This window comes from Micromonospora sp. NPDC049171 (genome assembly GCF_040648275.1).
Classification (GTDB): Bacteria; Actinomycetota; Actinomycetes; order Mycobacteriales; family Micromonosporaceae; genus Micromonospora.
This window is the reverse complement of record NZ_JBEZDJ010000001.1, coordinates 50626-66875: the sequence shown is the minus strand read 5'-3', so window position 1 is coordinate 66875 and position 16250 is coordinate 50626. Positions and strand designations below refer to the sequence as shown.

Below are 16250 nucleotides of genomic sequence, written 5' to 3'. Positions count from 1 at the left end.
GTGCCGCGTACCTGAGATCGGAGAAACGTGGTGATCCACGTTGTCGTCGCCGAAGACATGGGTTTGCTGCGTGGTGCGCTCTGCGCCGCGCTGTCACGTGAGGAGGACATGGAGGTGGTCGCCGACGTCGAGGGTGTCGGCGAGTTGTTGACGGCGGTCCGGCGGTACCGACCCCAGGTGGTGGTGTTGGCGCTGACACCCGAGTCGCCCGACCCGGTGGAGGTGGTCGCCCGGATCAACGCGGAGGCGCCGCACGCGGCCGTGCTGGCGATGAGCCCCCGGTGGAGCCCGACCCTGGTGGAGGCCGCGCTGGCGGCCGGGGCGCGCGGCCTGGTCGGCAAGGACAGCTCTCTGACGGAGTTGGTACGGGCGATCCGCGCGCTCGCGGCCGGGGAACGGGCGATCGACCCGGCCGCGGCGGTGGCGGTGCTGAGCCCTCCGGAGATCCCGTTGACACCTCGGGAGATGGACGTGTTGCGGATGGCCGCCGAGGGTCTGCCCCTGAAGGAGATCGCCGTCCGTCTTTACCTGGCACACGGCACTGTGCGCAACCATCTGTCGGTGATCCTACGGAAGACCGGAGCCCGCAACCGCCTGGAGGCGGTGTGGCGCGCGCGGCGTAACGGCTGGTTGTAGCCGTGGTGGCGGGTCCGGCGAAGGCGTCCGGGCCCGCCTCCCGTCGCCGTGCGGACCCAGCCGAGTCGTGTTTGAATGTTGACGTTGAGTGATCGTCATCGGAGTGCGGGAAGGTTCGTCGTGATCCGTACCCTGCTCGCCCTGGACGGCGCCCTGGTGTTGGGCGCGCTGTCGTTCGTCCTCGCCGCCGAGGAGGACATCCATGTCGTGGCGGAGGTGGATCGCGGCGACGCGGTCTCCGCGGCTGTCCGCGCCCAACGACCCGACGTGGTGGTGGCCGACCTCGACCTCGTCGAGGACGTCGATTCGGGTCGCCTCGACCCGTGCCCCGTCCTGGTGCTGGCCCACCCCCATCGGGCCCGGCGGCTGCGCGGCATGCTCAACCCGACCCGGACGGTCGGCATCCTGCGCAGCGACGCCGCCCCCCAACGCGTCATCGACGGGATCCGCCGGCTCGCCCGGCGGGAGCCCGTGCTCGACGCGGACCTCGTCGTCGCGGCACTGCAGTCGGACGGCCCACTGACCAGCCGGGAGACGGAGGTGTTGAGGCTGACCGCGGCGGGTGCGCCGGTCGCGGAGGTGGCGGCGTCACTCGGGCTCAGCCGTGGCACCGTCCGCAACCACCTCGGTCGGATCGCCCGCAAGGTGGGCGCGCGTACCCGGGTGGAGGCCGTGCGGATGGCCGGCGAGGCCGGCTGGATCTGACCGGTGCCGTCGGCCCTGGTGCGCGGGGTTCAGCCCCGCCGCCGGGCCGACGCCGCCCGGGACGGCACCACCGGGTCGTCCCAGCAGCCGACGAGCATGCGGTAGGTGGCCGAGCGGGCCAGCAACTCCCGGTGCGTCCCGAGGACGGCCTCGTCGCCGTCGAGGACCAGCATCCGATCGGCCCGCAGCGCGGAGCTGATCCGGTGCGCGATCACCACGAGACTGCCGGGCCGCCGGGCGAAGGCGTCCTCGACTGTCGCCTCCAGCGCCGGGTTCAGGTGGCAGGTCGCCTCGTCCAGGATCACCAGCGGGGCGGGTGCCAGCCAGGCCCGGACCGCCGCGATGAGCTGCCGCTCGCCGGCGGAGAGCAGAGCCGGCACGACCGGCGCGGCCAGGCCTCCCAGGCGGGTCGCCAGGGGACGCGCACCGAGCGCGTCGAGGGTGGCCTCCAGCGTGTGGTCGTCGGCGTCCGGCCGCAGGTAGCGCAGGTTGTCGGCGAGGCTGCCGGTGAAGACGTACGCCTCCTGGGGCACCAGCACCCGCATCTCGCCCAGGGCGGACGGCTCGGCGTCGGCGACCGTCGCGCCGGCCAGGTGGACCGTGCCGGTCTGCGGCGGCACCAGCCCGGCCAGCAGGGTGGCCAGTGTGGACTTGCCCGCTCCACTCGGGCCCACCACGGCGAGGTGCTCCCCCTCGGCCAGTGTCAGCGAGAAGTTCCGGAGCACGGGCCGGGCGCGCGGGCCGTACCCGAAGGTCAGCCCCCGGACCTCGACGGCCGGTGAGCGGCCGACCGGCCCGGTTGGCGGTCGGGGTGCCCGGGTGGCGGGGGCCGGCGGGCGGGGGGCGGTGGGCCCCGGATAGGCACGCAGGATGTTCTCCAGGGTGACCGCGTACCGCAGCCCGCCGCCGCCGAGGCCCTGCACCAGGGTGTGCAGGGCGGGTTGCAGACCGGTGGAGACGTAGATCAGCGCGCCCAGCACCGCGCCCGCGGTCAACCCGCGCTCGACCAGCCACGGCGCGGCCACGAGCAGCACCACAAGCGGCAGCCAGCCACCGATGCCGAGGCTGAGGCTGCGGATCGCCGCCATCCGGGCGAGGGTGCGTTCGGCGGCGGCCTGCGCGGACACTCGGCGTTCCACGTCCGCCGTCACGCGTGCCTGGGCGCCGCAGGCCACCACGTCGCGGTGACCGGCCAGGGCGGCCCCCGCCGACTGGCCGAGGTGCTCACCGGCCCGGACGTACGCGCGCTGGTGCGCGACCATCGCCGGCAGTGCGGCGAGGAACACGGCCAAGCCGGCGACCAGCGGCGCGGCGGCCAGCGCCGCCACCACCGGTGCCAGGGCGAGGAGGCCGAGCAGGGCCGCACCGGCGGAGAAGAGGAAACCGCGGGTCACCATGAGCAGACCGGCGAAGGTGTCGCGGACGATCTCCATCTGGTGGGTCAGCCGGGTCACCGCGGCGCTGTCCGGACGACCGCCCGCCCGGGTGGCGTCGCGCAGCGCACCCCGGACCACCTGGGCGGCCACGTCGTCGCGGAACGGCTCGACCACGGCACCGAGGCTCCGGTACGTCCGACCGGTCGCCGCCGCGCCGACCAGGACGGCCACGGCGAGCGCGCCCAACCACGCCAGGCCGTTGAAAAGACGTCCGGCCAAAAAACCCTCGTCGACGGCGCGGGCGACCAGGAGGCCGGCGAGCAGGGCGGGCAGCGACTCGACGAGCGACCAGCCGCAGAGCCGGACGAGAGCACCCCGCCGGGCTCGCAGTGCCCGCCAGGTCACCCGCCGTACGCTCAGACGGCTCACGGCCCACCGCCGGCCGGCTGGAAGACGGCCCGGTAGTCCGGGTCGGCCCAGAGCCGCCGGTGCGGTGCCAGGCCGCGCAGCCGACCGCCGTCCAGCCAGGCCACGAGGTCGGCCGCCGCGGCCGCCGCCGGCCGGTGGGTGACCACCAGTCGGGTACGCTCGCCGGCCCGCCCGAGCACCGCCTGGGTGATCCGGTGTTCGGTCGCGGTGTCCAGGCTGGACGTCGCGTCGTCCAGGATGAGCAGCCGCTCGGCGGCGAACGCCCGAGCCAGGCCGAGGCGTTGGGCCTCGCCTCCGGAGAGCGGTGTGTCCACCAGCGGGGTGCGGTAGCCGTCGGGCAGCCGGTCGATCACGTCGGCGACCGCCGCCAGGCGGGCCGCCCGCAGGACCGCCGGTGTGGCCGGGCTCGGGTCGGCCGGTGGTGCCGCCGCGTCGACCGGCAGCGCCAACCCGATCGCGTCGTGGACCGTCGCGCCGATCAGCACCGGCCGGTCGAAGGCGTAGCCGACGGCTCGGCGCAGTGCCGACCCGTCGAGGTCGCGCAGCGGTACGCCGTCGAGTCGCACCTCACCGGCGTCGGGGTCGTACAGCCGTCCGGCGACGGCCGCCAGTGTCGACTTGCCGGCACCGGAGGCTCCGACGACAGCCACCGTCGCGCCGGCCGGTACGTCCAGGTCGATGCCGTCCAGGATGGGCCGGCCGTCGTCGGCGTGCACGCGTACCCCGCGCAGTCGCAGGGCGCCTCCGCCGGGTGCAAGGGGCCGGTCGCCGGCCGACGTGGCCGGCTGGTGCAGCAGTTCGGCGAGCCGGTGTGCCCCGGCGCGGCTGCGGACCAGGTGGTTGAGGGTGGCGAGCACCGCGCCGAGCCCAGCGCCCATGGCCGCGTAGCGGACCGCGGCGACCAGTTGGCCCGGCGTGAGCCAGCCCGCCGTGAGCGCGTACCCGCCGACCGCGATGACGCTCAGGTTCAGCAGCGGCGCCACGGCGGAGGTGCGCGCACTCGCCCGGGCCAACAGGTCCCAACCGCGCCGGCCGTGCCGGCCCAGCTCCGGCAGGGCCGCCAGCACGCGGTCCTCCTCGCGGTGGGTGGTGGCGGCGGCGGCGATGGTCCGCGCACCGGTCAGCGACTCCAGCAGCCGGCCGGCGATGGTGCCGAGCACCCGCTGGTACGCGGCGGTCGCGGCCGAGGCGTCGGCCACGAAGGCGCGCATGAGGACGGCGAGCAGGACGAGACCGGCGAGCAGGGTGACCCCGAGGACCGGTTCGATGAGGGCGAGGGCGGCGACGCTGCCCAGCGGTGGCAGCACCGCCACGACGGCCAGCACCACGGCGTTGCCAGCCTGTCCCGCGTCGGCGGCCTGGCCGACCAACCGGCCGACGAGATCACCTACGGGATGGCGGCGGGTGGCGCGGACATCCAACGCGAACACGTGCCGCAGGAGGTGCCGACGCAGCCCGGCGGTGGCGCGTGCCGCGCCGAATCCGCTGGTCAGATCCGTGAGGGTGTCGACGCAGACGAGGACGACGACCAGGCCACCGGCGGACACCGCCCACCAGCCGGAGCCGCCGGCGAGGGCGGCGTCGACGGCGCGGCCGAGAGCCGCGGGTAACAACAGTTCGGCGGCCGCGCCGAGCAGCGCGACCGCCGCGAGCCCACCGGTCCAGCCGCCGCCCGCTCGGACCGTCCGCCACAGCAACCGGTCCCCCGCGGCGAACGTCGGCATCGGTCCTCCCGTTGGTACGCGACTGCCCTGGGTGGGCACGTCTGCCCACCCAGGGCCTCGCTTGTGCGGCGGATCAGTTGCAGGTCGTGACGGAGAGCGAGCTGTCGCCGCAGAGCAGCAGGCTCGCCCGGCTACCGCCACCCGTGCGGTCGGCCGGAGCCATCTCCAGGCCCTGGAGGTCCAGAAGCGCCATGTCGTTCACCTCCCTTCCTTCTGTTCGCCGAACCGGTCGCCCCCGCTGTCGCGAGGGAGTCTCTGCGCGCCCGGCAGGGGCGCGAGAAAGGGCAGCACCGGCGGCTGGTCGCGCTGTGCGCAGGCCAGCGCGTAGAGCACGCCGGCGGTGCCGGTGCCGAAGTCCATGGAGAGCCGCAGCAACTGCTCACCGGGGAACGCGGTCCCGTCCCGGTACGGCAGCGCGTGCCAAGTCAGCCGGTCCACCTGCGCGGCGAGTTCCCGGCGGTCGGTGTCGTCGGTCGAGGCGGCCAGGTAGGCGATGATGCCGGCGCGGCCGGCGAAGAGTCCGGACTGTGCGTAGAACGGTGACCGCGCGGCGCGGCGGATCCCCGCGCTCGCCTCGGCGAACCGTTCGTCGGCGCGGTGGCGCAGGTACTGGTCGAGGACCAGCCCGATGCCGACGCTGCCGTGCGCCAGGTACGGCATGGTCCGCCAGCCCTCGTTGACCTCCAGGGCGCCGTCCGGGCGCAGCACACATCGGCGCAGATCCTGGCGCAGCGCCGTGGCGGCGTGCCCCAGCAGCTCCTCGTCGCCGCCGAGCTCGTAGAGCCGCAGCAGCATCAGCGCCGGTCCGGTCCGGCCGCGCAGCAGCCCGGCGTACGGATTGCGTCCGCCGCTGAGGTCCGGCCCCGGGTCGTCGGCCAGTTGCCCGATCACCCGCTCGGCGACCCGCCACGCGGCGTCGCGCAACGACGCCTCTCCGGTACGCGCGGCCAGCTCGGCCAGGTTGAGCGCGATCCCGGACAGTCCGCTCGCCAGGCTGTGGTCGAGCCCGTCCACGGGTTCGCGCAGGCAGATGTCGACGACGTCCAGCGCGTCCTGCCGTCGGCCGAGGTGATCGAGCGCGTGGGCGACGCCGTGCAGCCCGTCGTAGAAGCCGCAGCGGGTGCCGGACGGTGGCGCTGTCGCCCGCCGCACCAGCCAGTCCTCGTGCTCGGGCCACCGCCCGGCACCGCTCTTGTCCAGCGCGTACAGCACTCCCGCCGCCCCGTGGGCGAGGTTGAGGCCGCCGCTGCGGAACTGTTCGATGTCGCCGGGGAAGAGTCGGTCGTCCCGGGTCGGGGTGGCGCTGGCCAGGATGGCCGTCGCCAGCTTCTCCCGCGTGAGCGACGCGTGGTGTACGTCCGCGGCCCGGGGGCCACCGGTGATCTCCTCGACGGCGGGGTCCAGGAAGGACCTCGGCACCGGGAAGTTCGCGGCGATGATGTCGGCCAGGTGCGCCACCTTCGCCGGTGCGAGCCGCACCAACTGGGTCAGGGGCAGGAACAGCGCCAGCCGCAGGCACGCCAGGGCGTACCTGTCGACCGCCGGCCCGGTCCGGTCCCGCGGTGCCGCGAACCCCTGGTTGCGCAGCCCGGGCCGGCGGTGCCCGGCGATCGGCGCGGCCACCTCGAAGTCGACGAGGGCGACCCGGTCGTCCGGCCGAATCATGATGTTGAACAGGTGCAGGTCACCGTAGACCAGGCCGCGCTCGTGGATAGCCGCGACGACCGACTCGACCTGCTCGTAGGTCTGCCGGGCCCACCGGGCGTACGCCGCCCGGTCGTCGTCGGTCGCGTCGGCGTCGATGAGCGGGTACCTGTCGACGAGCACCTTGTTCAGCGGTCGGCCCTCGATGAACTCGAGCGCGAGGAACCGGTGCTCGCCCAGGGCGAACTCGTCGTGCACCCGGGGCACCTGCGGCAGGTCGGCGAGTTGCCGCAGGGCGTCCGCCTCGCGGGCCAGCCGGGCGACGGCGTCGGTGCCGTCGGCGTCCAGGCCGGCGTGCGGCCGGGCCTCCTTCAGCACCACCTCGGTGTCGGTACGCAGGTCCCGGCCCACGTACAGCCCGCCACCGTTGGAGAAGTGGATCACCCGCTCGATCCGGTACGGCACCTGGTCGGTGCTGGTGCCGCTGCGGGCGGCCAGGTGCGGGCCGAGGAAGTCGGGCAGGGTGATCCAGGACGGTACGTGGAAGACCGGCTCCCGGCGGTCCGGCACCAGCGTGCCGGAGTCGTCCTCGATGGCCGGCACCACCTGCCCGTCGGGCGAGAGGCAGTAGCGGGCGGCGAAGCCGCCGTAGCGCACGTGCACCGGGCCGCTGCCGTAGCGCAGGTCACTGAGGATGTACGGCCCGGTCTCGCCGGTGAGCAGTTCGTCGAGCTCCTTGCAGGTCAGCTCCAGCTCCGCGTCGTCGCGGGGGTAGACCGTGACGAACTTGCCGCTGGCGGCGCGGGCGGCGTACTTGGAGTTGCGCAGCAGCAGTGTGCGGGGCCCGCGCAGGAACTTGAAGGACAGGCCACGGGGGACGCAGTAGTCCCAGACGGTGTCCAGCACCCGCTCGGCGTTCGCCAGACCCGCCGAGATGTGGATCTTCCAGCCCTGCTGCGGCAGCGAGCCGCCGTCGGGGGCGTAGATCAGCCAGTCGTCGAGCGGCTCGCGGCGCCAGCCGGTCGGCAGCGGCCGTTCGGCGGCCGGGAAGACGGGCTGCGCGACGGCGCTGCCGAGCGAGTCGTAGAACAGCGGGTCCGCGGCGCAGTAGCTGTCGTAGCGTTCGTCCACTGTCCCGCCGCCCTTCGACTCGGCCGGCTGTGTTCCGGCGTTGCATCGAGTCTCGTCCACGGGACGTGCCGTGCCCCAGTGCACATAGTCACGACGTTCGATGCGGGGCGCACGGTGCCCAGTGACATTAGTCAGGGCCTGACACACAGGGTGGCCGCCTGCTCACTGAGCTGCGTGTTCTTGACCCCCGGCGAGAACGGAACTTAGACTCCCGTGATTGTTAACGTTAACAGTCACGTCATTCGATCGTAATCGACAGGTCATCACCGCCGGGGTCCCCGTCAACCCCGGTGGCCACGCGACAGACCAGTGCCGACCGGGCCGAGGGGACCGCGAAGGCGCGTACCACCACCAGCCAGGAGGACGAGACATGACGCACGAGCAGAACGAGCCGGTGAGCGGCGAGCGGAAATTGCTGAGCCGGAGAACCGTCCTGACGACAATGGGGGCCGTACCGGTCGCGGCGGTCGCCGCGGTCGCGGGGGCCACGCCGGCCTCGGCCGCACCGGCGAGCATCAATCCGTCCGCGACGCGGCAAACGATCCGAGGCTTCGGCGCCATGGCCCACGCGGCCTGGATCGGTGACCTGACGGCCGCCCAGCGGGACACGGCGTTCGGCACCGGCCAGGGTCAGTTGGGGTTCTCCCTGCTGCGGATCCCCGTCAACGAGAACCAGGCGGACTGGAGCGCTGATCTGGCGACGGCGCAACGCGCGGTCGCACTCGGAGCCACCGTGTTCGCGTCGCCGTGGAACCCCCCGGCCAGCATGATCGAGACCTTCACCCGCGGCAACCAGACCAACGCGAGGCGCCTGCGGTACAGCTCGTACGCCGCCTACGCCACGCACCTGAACAACTTCACCACGCACCTGCGCAACAACGGGGTGGACCTGTACGCCATCTCGGTACAGAACGAGCCCGACTACGCGGCCGAGTGGACGTGGTGGACCACCACCGAAATGGTGCGGTTCCTGCGGGAGAACGCAGGCTCGATCAGCACCCGGGTCATCGCCCCGGAGTCCTTCCAGTACGTGAAGTCCGTGTCGGACCCGATCCTCAACGACGCCACGGCGCTGGCCAACGTGGACATCATCGGGGCGCACCTCTACGGCACGTCGTACTCGAACTTCGCCTACCCGCTGTTCAAGCAGAAGGGTGCGGGCAAAGAACTCTGGATGACCGAGGTCTACTACCCCAACAGCAACACGAACTCGGGCGACGCCTGGCCGGAGGCGCTCGACGTGGGCGAGCACATCCACCGCGCCATGGTGGACGCCGAGTTCCAGGCGTACGTCTGGTGGTATCTGCGGCGCAGCTACGGTCCGATGCGCGAGGACGGCCAGATCAGCAAGCGTGGGGCCATGATGGCGCACTTCGCCAGGTTCGTCCGCCCCGGATACCAGCGGATCGACGCGACGGCCAACCCGGCGTCGAACGTCTACGTCTCGGCGTACCGCGGCGGCAACACCGTCGTGATCGTCGCCGTCAACAAGAACACCTCGTCGGTGAGCCAGCAGTTCACCCTGTCCAACACCACCGCGTCCGGCAGCGTGTCGAACTGGCTGACCGACGCGAGCCGGACCGTCGCGCCCCAGGGCGCGCTCACCATGTCGAACGGCTCGCTCACCGTCACGCTCCCCGCCCGCAGCGTGATGACCTTCGTGACCAGCGTGACCGGCACCACCCCGGTGGGTGACACCTACAAGCTGGTCAACGTCGACACCGGTGTGGTCCTCGGCGTCCAGAACATGTCCACCGCCGATGGTGGTCTGGCCGTGGTGTGGGGCGACACCGGCACCGCCGACCACAACTGGGTCCGGGTCACCGACGGCAGCGCGTTCCGGTTCCGCAACGTCAACAGCGGCAAGGTCCTCGGCGTCGAGAACATGTCGACCGCCGACAACGCCCGCGTCATGCAGTGGAGCGACAACGGCACCGCGGACCACCGCTGGACCCTGGTGGCCAACAGCGACGGCTCCTACCGGATCCGCAACGCCAACAGCGGCAAGGTGCTCGCCATCCTCAACGGCTCCAGCACCTGGGGCACCCAGGCCGTCCAGTACACCGACAACGGCAGCACCAGGAACAACTGGCGTCTGGTGCCGGTCGGCTGACCGAACACCGCACGCCTCCGGTGGGGATCAGGCTGATCACCCGATCCCCACCGGCCGGTCCCCCTCGGTCAGCCCAGGTACTTCTCCCACGGCCCGGTGATCGCCAGCGTGAGGCCGGGGTCCTGCATGTTGACGAAGAGCACCCTGCCGTCGGCGCTGAAGGTCGGCCCGCAGAACTCCGAATCGTTGAGCTGGTTGCGGGCGATCGCGTACGTCGGTCCACCCGGGGTCGTACTGAGCACGTGGGAGGCCCCGGTGCCGTCCTCGGCGAGCACCAGGCTGCCCCACGGGGTGACCGACACGTTGTCCGGGCCGTCGAAGGTGAGGTCGTTGTACTTGACCGGCGCGCCCTCCTCGGAGGCCACCTGGTGCGGGAAGTACGTCACCAACTGGATGGTCTGGGTCCGGAAGTTGTAGAACCACACCATGCCGTCGTGCGGCGCGGCGTCGGCCGGCAGGTCACCGTCGTCCCAGGCGTAGGAGTTGACCACGTAGACGCCCTCGTCGGTGCTCCACACCCCCTCGAACTTGCGTCCGCGGGTGACCTGACCGTCGGCGAACTGCTCGCGCACGGACGTGTGCCGCGCGTCGCGGTCCGGCACCTCGATCCACCGTACGGGGAAGGGGCGGCCCAACTGGGCCGAGGTCAGGTAGGCGACGTCCGGCAGCACCGAGCCGTCATCCATGATGATCTGCATGGCGGCGAGGACACCGGCGTTGGGTGCGAGGCGGGTGAGCACACCGGGGCCGAGCTTGACCCCGGCCGGGGCGGTCCAGCGGTAGAAGAGGCCGTTGGGCTCGTCCGCGTCCTCGGACAGGTAGATCCGGGTGCGGTCCCGGTCGACCGCCAGGGCCTCGTGGGAGTAGCGGCCCAGGCACTTGATCGGCCGCGGGTCCGCACTGCCGTCGGCCCAGACCTCGAAGACGTACCCGTGATCCTTCTGGTAGACGCCCGACCGGGTGCCCTCCTCCCACTCGTCGCCGGCCCGGTCCTCGGTCTCCTCGCAGGTCAGCCAGGTCCCCCAGGGGGTCGGCCCGCCCGCGCAGTTGGAGATGGTGCCGGACAGGGCGACGAACTCACCCAGGTTGCGGCCCGCGCGGTCGGTCCTGATCACGGTGCAACCGCCGGCGTCGGTGGCGCCCGCGTCGTACACCGTGCCCTTGACGTGCGGTACGCCGAACTCGGCGCCCGGGTCGATCTCGTGGTTCTGGATCAGTGTGTAACGGCCGTGGCCGGCGTCGTAGACGGCCATGCCGTCGTGGTCCGACGGCGTCACGCCCTGGCCACGGTCGAGTCGGGTGACGCCGGTCCGGGTGACCACCGTGTAGCTGAAGCCCTCGGGCAGGGCCAGGATCCCCTTGGGGTCGTCCACCAGCGGCGGGAAGGGCACGTGACCGCCCGGGACCGGCGAGTGCGGCCGGCCGGGGCTGGCCTGGGCCAGGGACGGCAGGCCACCGGCGACGGCTAGGCCCACACCGGCGGCGGCGCCGCCCGCGAGGAAGGTACGACGGGAGGAAGGCACGCGGATCAGCTCCTGGTCCAGGGATGTACGACGGCTGACAGCCAACTCCCGTGGACGGACACCGACACGTCGCCCGAGGGTTCCCGTGGTGACATCGAGGTGAAGAATCAGGGCCGGGCACCCGTCGCGAAGCTGGTCACAGGTCTTCGCGGACCTCGATCCGGCGGCGGGATACCCTGACCGCGGTGACCAGCGGAGCCGGACCGGAGGAGTCGATGCGGGAATGACGGCAGAGCGACAGATGCCCTCCCAGGACGACGTACTCGGCTATTTCGACACGCTGTCGAACTGGGGACGGTGGGGCGACGACGACGAACGCGGCACGCTGAACCACATCACCGACGACGTCCGGCTGGCGGCGGCGCGGGCCGTGCGCCACGGCAGGAGCGTGTCCTGCGCGTGGGAGGTCGCCGCACCGGCGGACATGGAGCGGTCGACGACGACGTGCCCGTGCGCCGCCGACATGCCGGGCGCCGAGCACATGCCGCCCCACTTCCACGGCGACCGGAGCTGGGGCTTCTCGTCCGAACGGCTCGGCATCACGTTCCACGGCAACACCCTCACCCACGTCGACTCGCCCTGCCACCTGTTCTGGGACGGCAAGATGTACAACGGGCGGTCGCACGCGTTGGTCGACGCCGAGACGGGATCGGCGTGGGCCGCCGTGACGGCGGCAGCCAACGGGATCATCACCCGTGGAGTCCTGCTCGACGTCGCGGGGGCCCGCGACGTGCCGTGGCTGGAGCCGGGGCAGGGTGTCTTCCCCGACGATCTCGAAGAGGCCGAGCGCCGCCAGGGCGTACGCGTGCTCCCCGGCGACGCGGTGCTCCTGCGCACCGGCTACGGCCGCTTCCGGCACGAGGCCGGCGCGGCCAGCGGTTTCGCGCAGGCCGGCTGGCACGCGTCCTGCCTGCCGTGGCTCCAGGATCGGCAGGTCGCGCTGATCGGCGCGGACAGCCCCCAGGACGTGCAACCGTCGGGGTACGAGCGCGTGTTGATGCCCGTCCACGCGGTGGGCCTCGTCGCGATGGGTCTGTGGCTGCTCGACAACTGCGACCTGGAGGCGTGCGCGACGACCGCCGCCGAGCTCGGCCAGTGGGACTTCCAGCTCGCGGTCGCACCGGTCCGCTTCGCCGGCACGTCCGGCAGCCTGGTCAACCCGATCGCCACCTTCTGACCGCGCGTCGAGCGGCGGCCCACCGGAGCGGCCGGGAGGACTTCCGCTCGGATGGGTGGGACTGACACCGCTCATACCCGTGTGCGTCGCACGCCTAGGAGTGGCGCGTGACTAGGTTGCGGTCCTCGCTCGGTCCGAGGGCCGAGTGCAGCTCACGCCGTAGGCGTCCGCACGGGGTGGTGCGTCGTGGTTGCGGTCCTCGCTCGATCCGAGGACCGAGGACTGAGAACCGAGTGCAGCCTTTGCACTGCACCCCAATATGCGCCGGTCACAGACGTTGCTAGATCAACATGGAAGACAGTGCCGCAGCGGGCCGCTCGATGGCGCCACCAAGTCGCACCACTGCCGCAGTGTCACACGTCGCCCGCCGCGGTCCTGGAAACGTAGCGTTGATTTCCACCCGAATGATTGGCCCGAGCAGTACGTACGAGCAGGGTACAGGGCCCGTCGCGTCCCGCGGGTGTGAGTCCCTGCGGCCCCGGCCTGGCCGCACACGCGTGAAGGGAGGATGACGGTGGCGAAACGAATCAAGTGGTTCGTCCCGGCCCAGGATAGTCGGCAGTACCGGCCGTTCGGCATCGACTGCGAAGGCGCGGCGACGCTGTTCGGTCACCGCAGCGGATGAAACCGGACAGGCGCGGCCGGCCCGGACCAGCCCTCGCCGCAGGGGCTCGCTGCGGAGAACCGCGCCTTCTGGGCGGCTCTCGATCGGGTACCTGCTGATTGCCAGATCGGTCTCGACCTGCGCGGCGACGAGATGCCCGCATGACGCACGAACCCAGCGAACTGCCTATCGTCGAGCCTGGGACGCTGCTGAGGCTCAATCCCGACGACTGGTCTTTCGGCCGGGACCTGGCCCCTGGCTCCCCCGTCGACGTTGTCGTCGCCTGGCTCCGCACCGACCTGGCGCACCGCTGCGACGAGTGGTTGTGGGCACATGGCCACCGGCCCCAGTGCAGCTACCCCGACGTTGATCCACACCCGCCCTGCGTGGAGTTGCGCGTCAACGTCGCCGCGCTGAGGCGGATCGCGCAGACGCCGTGACCGGCACCGACAAGAGCGCCCGACCCGTCGACCACTTCGAGTCGGCCCGCCTAACGGTCCTCCAGCACGTCGGCGACCGCACCTGCTTCCACTGCACGGACAATGAATGCAGGCAGCACGCCTGGGCGGTGGAGGAATGGCCAGCCACGTTGAACGGACCGCTCACTCAGCGGATGCGCACGCCGTGCATCGACGTGGCCAGCGGCTGATCCGCATCTATGCTGAAAACGTGCCATGCGTATACAAAGGATTCTCCTTACCGCGGCCAGCATCCTGGCGGTAACCGCAGGGTGCGCCCAACAACCTGCCGACGACGCAGCGCAGCCAGCGCCCCCGGTCCCTACCACCACCCAGTCCCGGCATCTGGCTACCGGCCCCGCCGCCGTCCCTGGTGACTCCGAGCGAGAGACGCTGATCCGCCACGCCGAACGCGCCTACCCCACCACCTCGTACGCCGGCCTGACCACGGACGGTGCGGCCTTTGTCGTCCACCGCGTGCCTCTGCCGCAGGTGGACCAGATCGACGCCGCCCTGCGCAGCCAACATCCCGCACTCCACATCGCCTTCGCCGACGCGCGGCACGCACGCACCGTCCTCAACCAGGTCACCGAGAGAATCAAGAAGGACATTCCGTACTGGCGAGCCAACGGAGTCGCCGTCGCGGCGGTGGTGCCTCGCGCCGACGGATCGGGGGTCACGGTGCTGGTGCGACAAGTCCCCGCCGACCTGGCAGCAGCGATGCGGGAACGATACGAATTCCCGAACCTGGAGCTCAAGGAGGGCGAGATCATTCCTGCCTGACGAATCTACGTTTCTGCGTGGTGACCCTTCCACTCCTCGGCCGGCGTGAGCGGGACCGGCGTGGGCCGTCGCACCCCGGTCGTCAGCTCGATCCGGCGGCCTTCGGCTGCCGACTGGAGCAGCGTGGTCATCGTTTCGAGTACGTGTGGTGCGAGGTCGCCGCCCGCGCGCGGCGGACGCTGACCGTCGGCCCGGACGAAGTCGATCAGGCCGATGCCGCGGGACGACTCGGCGTATCCGGCCTGCGGTTGGAGAACGCGCCATTCGGTGCCGCCGAGCGCGAAGAGGCGGACCTCGCACAGGGTCAGAAGGCCGGCGCTACTCGGCCGCCGCATCCCGTTCTTGTCGAAAGAACACCAAGCTAGGCTGACCGCGTGACGACCCGGCACCACGCCCAACTGCGCATCGCGGTTGATCTTGTGATCCTGACCGTTCGTGAAGACGCGCTACACGCCCTCGTCATCACCCGTGGCAACGAGCCGTTCGCGGGCCAGTTCGCACTGCCCGGCGGTTTCGTGCGAACGGATGAAGACCTCAACGCCGCCGCCGTACGCGAGCTGCGGGAGGAGACCCGTCTCGACGGCGACGATCTGCACCTTGAGCAGTTCGGAGTCTACGGCGAGCCGCACCGCGATCCTCGCGGTCGAGTTGTCAGCGTGGCCTACCTGGCCATCATGCCCAACCTCCCGCGGCCAATCGCCGGATCGGACGCGAGCGATGCCGCGTGGGTGCCAGTCGATCAGACAAGAGGAAAGCTTGCCTTCGACCATGATCGAATCCTCGACGACGCCGTGGAGCGAGCACGCCGACGGCTGGAGCTGACCACCTTGGCGACCGCCTTCTGTCCGTCCGAGTTCACCATCGGCGACCTGCGCTCGGTCTACGAGGTCGTCTGGGGTGAGACGTTGGACCCGCGCAACTTCAGCCGCAAGGTGATCAACACGGAGGGCTTCATCAGGCCAACCGGCAGAAAGCGCATCCCCGCCACCGGCCGGCCGGCCGCGCTCTACCGCGCCGGGAGCGTCACCATGCTCAATCCCCCGATCCTTCGCCCGCGGACCAACTCCTAGTTATTGTCGAAGAGACATTAAGACGGTACGCTCTGTGTGTTGGTGACACTGGCCGTCTCCGAGGTGGTGCAGGATGTCTCGCGTACGTCAACTCGACCTGATCATCACCGTCGCCGTGGCCATCGCCGTCGGCCTGCTCGGCGCTTTCGGCATGGTCGGTCCGGCAGTCACCGGCGGGGCCACGCTCACCACGCTGGGCCTTCTCGCGATCAGCTCCCTGCACGGCCGGTCGGCGCTGACCGGCCTCACCCGTTCCGTCAAGCAACTCGGCTGGGAGATCGGAGACCGGGCCAGCGCCGACCGCCTCCTGGGCCTGTCGACACCCGGAGTGGGCTTCGACCTCCACTTGGCCTCCGACATCCGAATGACGGGAGTCACCCTCGCGCGGACCCTGCGCAATCATTACGCCGCCCTGCAGGTGCGGTTGGCGGCGGGCGCCACCGTACGCATCGCCCTCATCGCGCCGCACGAGGCCACCCTTGCCGAGGCGGCCCGACGCAGTACCGTCGCGAGCAACCCCTCGATGTTCGAGCACCGGCTACGCGCCACCCTCGACCTTGTCGACGCCCTGGCCGAGCAGGCGGCTACTGGCACTGGCCGCCTCGAGGTCCGTCTTCTGGACTTCGTTCCGGCATTCGGCCTGCTGGCCATCGACCCGAAGACCTCGAACGGCGAGGCTCAAGTCGATATCTACTCCCACCGGTGCGGCGTTCCCGAGCCGACGTTGTCGCTGCACGCCGACCGCGACCCCCGCTGGTTCGGCCACTTCCTTGCCGAGTTCGACCGCATCTGGGCGATCGGCAAACCCTACGAGCACGCCCACCGCTGAGGTGGGGTCCACCGCCTTCCAACCGCGCGCTCCCGTCACGACCCGCCC

15 protein-coding genes are annotated in these 16250 nt (G+C 71.4%); 9 read left to right on the top strand and 6 right to left on the bottom strand.

Features of this window, described 5'->3' with window-relative positions; all coding sequences use genetic code 11:
• The first annotated feature begins 30 nt into the window (after positions 1-30).
• Positions 31-636 carry a response regulator transcription factor gene (locus tag AB0B14_RS00190; RefSeq protein WP_357520258.1) on the top strand — a complete coding sequence of 202 codons (606 nt, stop codon included), beginning with the start codon at positions 31-33 and terminating at the stop codon, positions 634-636.
• Between the two features lie 120 nt (positions 637-756).
• Positions 757-1341, top strand: a complete 585-nt coding sequence (locus tag AB0B14_RS00185) for a response regulator transcription factor (RefSeq protein WP_357075167.1) — start codon at positions 757-759, stop codon at positions 1339-1341.
• Between the two features lie 29 nt (positions 1342-1370).
• Here the strand turns inward: AB0B14_RS00185 and AB0B14_RS00180 are convergent, their stop codons facing one another.
• From AB0B14_RS00180 to lanKC, 4 genes are all read right to left on the bottom strand, one after another.
• The gene (locus AB0B14_RS00180) at positions 1371-3146 is read right to left on the bottom strand and encodes an ATP-binding cassette domain-containing protein (protein WP_357075171.1); all 1776 of its coding nucleotides are present in this window, start codon (positions 3144-3146) and stop codon (positions 1371-1373) included.
• Positions 3143-4870, bottom strand: coding sequence for an ABC transporter ATP-binding protein (locus AB0B14_RS00175; RefSeq protein ID WP_357520256.1), 1728 nt, complete (start codon positions 4868-4870; stop codon positions 3143-3145). Before AB0B14_RS00175 ends, AB0B14_RS00180 begins: the two co-directional genes overlap by 4 nt.
• Positions 4871-4943: 73 nt before the next feature.
• Entirely contained in the window at positions 4944-5063 is a 120-nt protein-coding gene (locus tag AB0B14_RS00170; protein ID WP_013734295.1) for a SapB/AmfS family lanthipeptide, read from the bottom strand.
• 5 nt (positions 5064-5068) lie between these two features.
• On the bottom strand, positions 5069-7705 hold the full coding sequence (gene lanKC, locus AB0B14_RS00165) for a class III lanthionine synthetase LanKC (protein ID WP_357520254.1): 2637 nt from the start codon (positions 7703-7705) through the stop codon (positions 5069-5071).
• 310 nt (positions 7706-8015) lie between these two features.
• Between lanKC and AB0B14_RS00160 the strand changes: the two genes are divergently transcribed.
• The gene (locus tag AB0B14_RS00160; RefSeq protein WP_357520252.1) at positions 8016-9758 is read left to right on the top strand and encodes an RICIN domain-containing protein; all 1743 of its coding nucleotides are present in this window, start codon (positions 8016-8018) and stop codon (positions 9756-9758) included.
• 68 nt (positions 9759-9826) lie between these two features.
• Here AB0B14_RS00160 and AB0B14_RS00155 read toward each other — a convergent pair whose 3' ends face one another.
• Complete coding sequence (locus AB0B14_RS00155; RefSeq protein ID WP_357075184.1) at positions 9827-11281, bottom strand: alkaline phosphatase PhoX; 1455 nt, start codon at positions 11279-11281, stop codon at positions 9827-9829.
• 223 nt (positions 11282-11504) lie between these two features.
• On the opposite strand from AB0B14_RS00155, the gene AB0B14_RS00150 reads away from it, so the two are divergent.
• The 4 genes from AB0B14_RS00150 (at position 11505) to AB0B14_RS00135 (ending at position 14303) form a co-directional block, all read left to right on the top strand.
• Complete coding sequence (locus AB0B14_RS00150) at positions 11505-12458, top strand: cyclase family protein (RefSeq protein WP_357520250.1); 954 nt, start codon at positions 11505-11507, stop codon at positions 12456-12458.
• 765 nt (positions 12459-13223) lie between these two features.
• Positions 13224-13502 carry a hypothetical protein gene (locus tag AB0B14_RS00145; protein ID WP_357520248.1) on the top strand — a complete coding sequence of 93 codons (279 nt, stop codon included), beginning with the start codon at positions 13224-13226 and terminating at the stop codon, positions 13500-13502.
• The gene (locus AB0B14_RS00140) at positions 13499-13711 is read left to right on the top strand and encodes a hypothetical protein (RefSeq protein WP_357520247.1); all 213 of its coding nucleotides are present in this window, start codon (positions 13499-13501) and stop codon (positions 13709-13711) included. Before AB0B14_RS00145 ends, AB0B14_RS00140 begins: the two co-directional genes overlap by 4 nt.
• A gap of 301 nt (positions 13712-14012) precedes the next feature.
• Positions 14013-14303, top strand: coding sequence for a hypothetical protein (locus tag AB0B14_RS00135; protein WP_357520245.1), 291 nt, complete (start codon positions 14013-14015; stop codon positions 14301-14303).
• 5 nt (positions 14304-14308) lie between these two features.
• Here the strand turns inward: AB0B14_RS00135 and AB0B14_RS00130 are convergent, their stop codons facing one another.
• Positions 14309-14638 carry a hypothetical protein gene (locus AB0B14_RS00130; RefSeq protein WP_357520243.1) on the bottom strand — a complete coding sequence of 110 codons (330 nt, stop codon included), beginning with the start codon at positions 14636-14638 and terminating at the stop codon, positions 14309-14311.
• 39 nt (positions 14639-14677) lie between these two features.
• Between AB0B14_RS00130 and AB0B14_RS00125 the strand changes: the two genes are divergently transcribed.
• Positions 14678-15373: an NUDIX domain-containing protein gene (locus tag AB0B14_RS00125; protein WP_357520241.1), complete on the top strand. Its 696-nt coding sequence runs from the start codon at positions 14678-14680 to the stop codon at positions 15371-15373.
• A 115-nt stretch (positions 15374-15488) separates the two neighbouring features.
• The gene (locus tag AB0B14_RS00120) at positions 15489-16202 is read left to right on the top strand and encodes a hypothetical protein (RefSeq protein ID WP_357520239.1); all 714 of its coding nucleotides are present in this window, start codon (positions 15489-15491) and stop codon (positions 16200-16202) included.
• Positions 16203-16250: the final 48 nt, after the last annotated feature.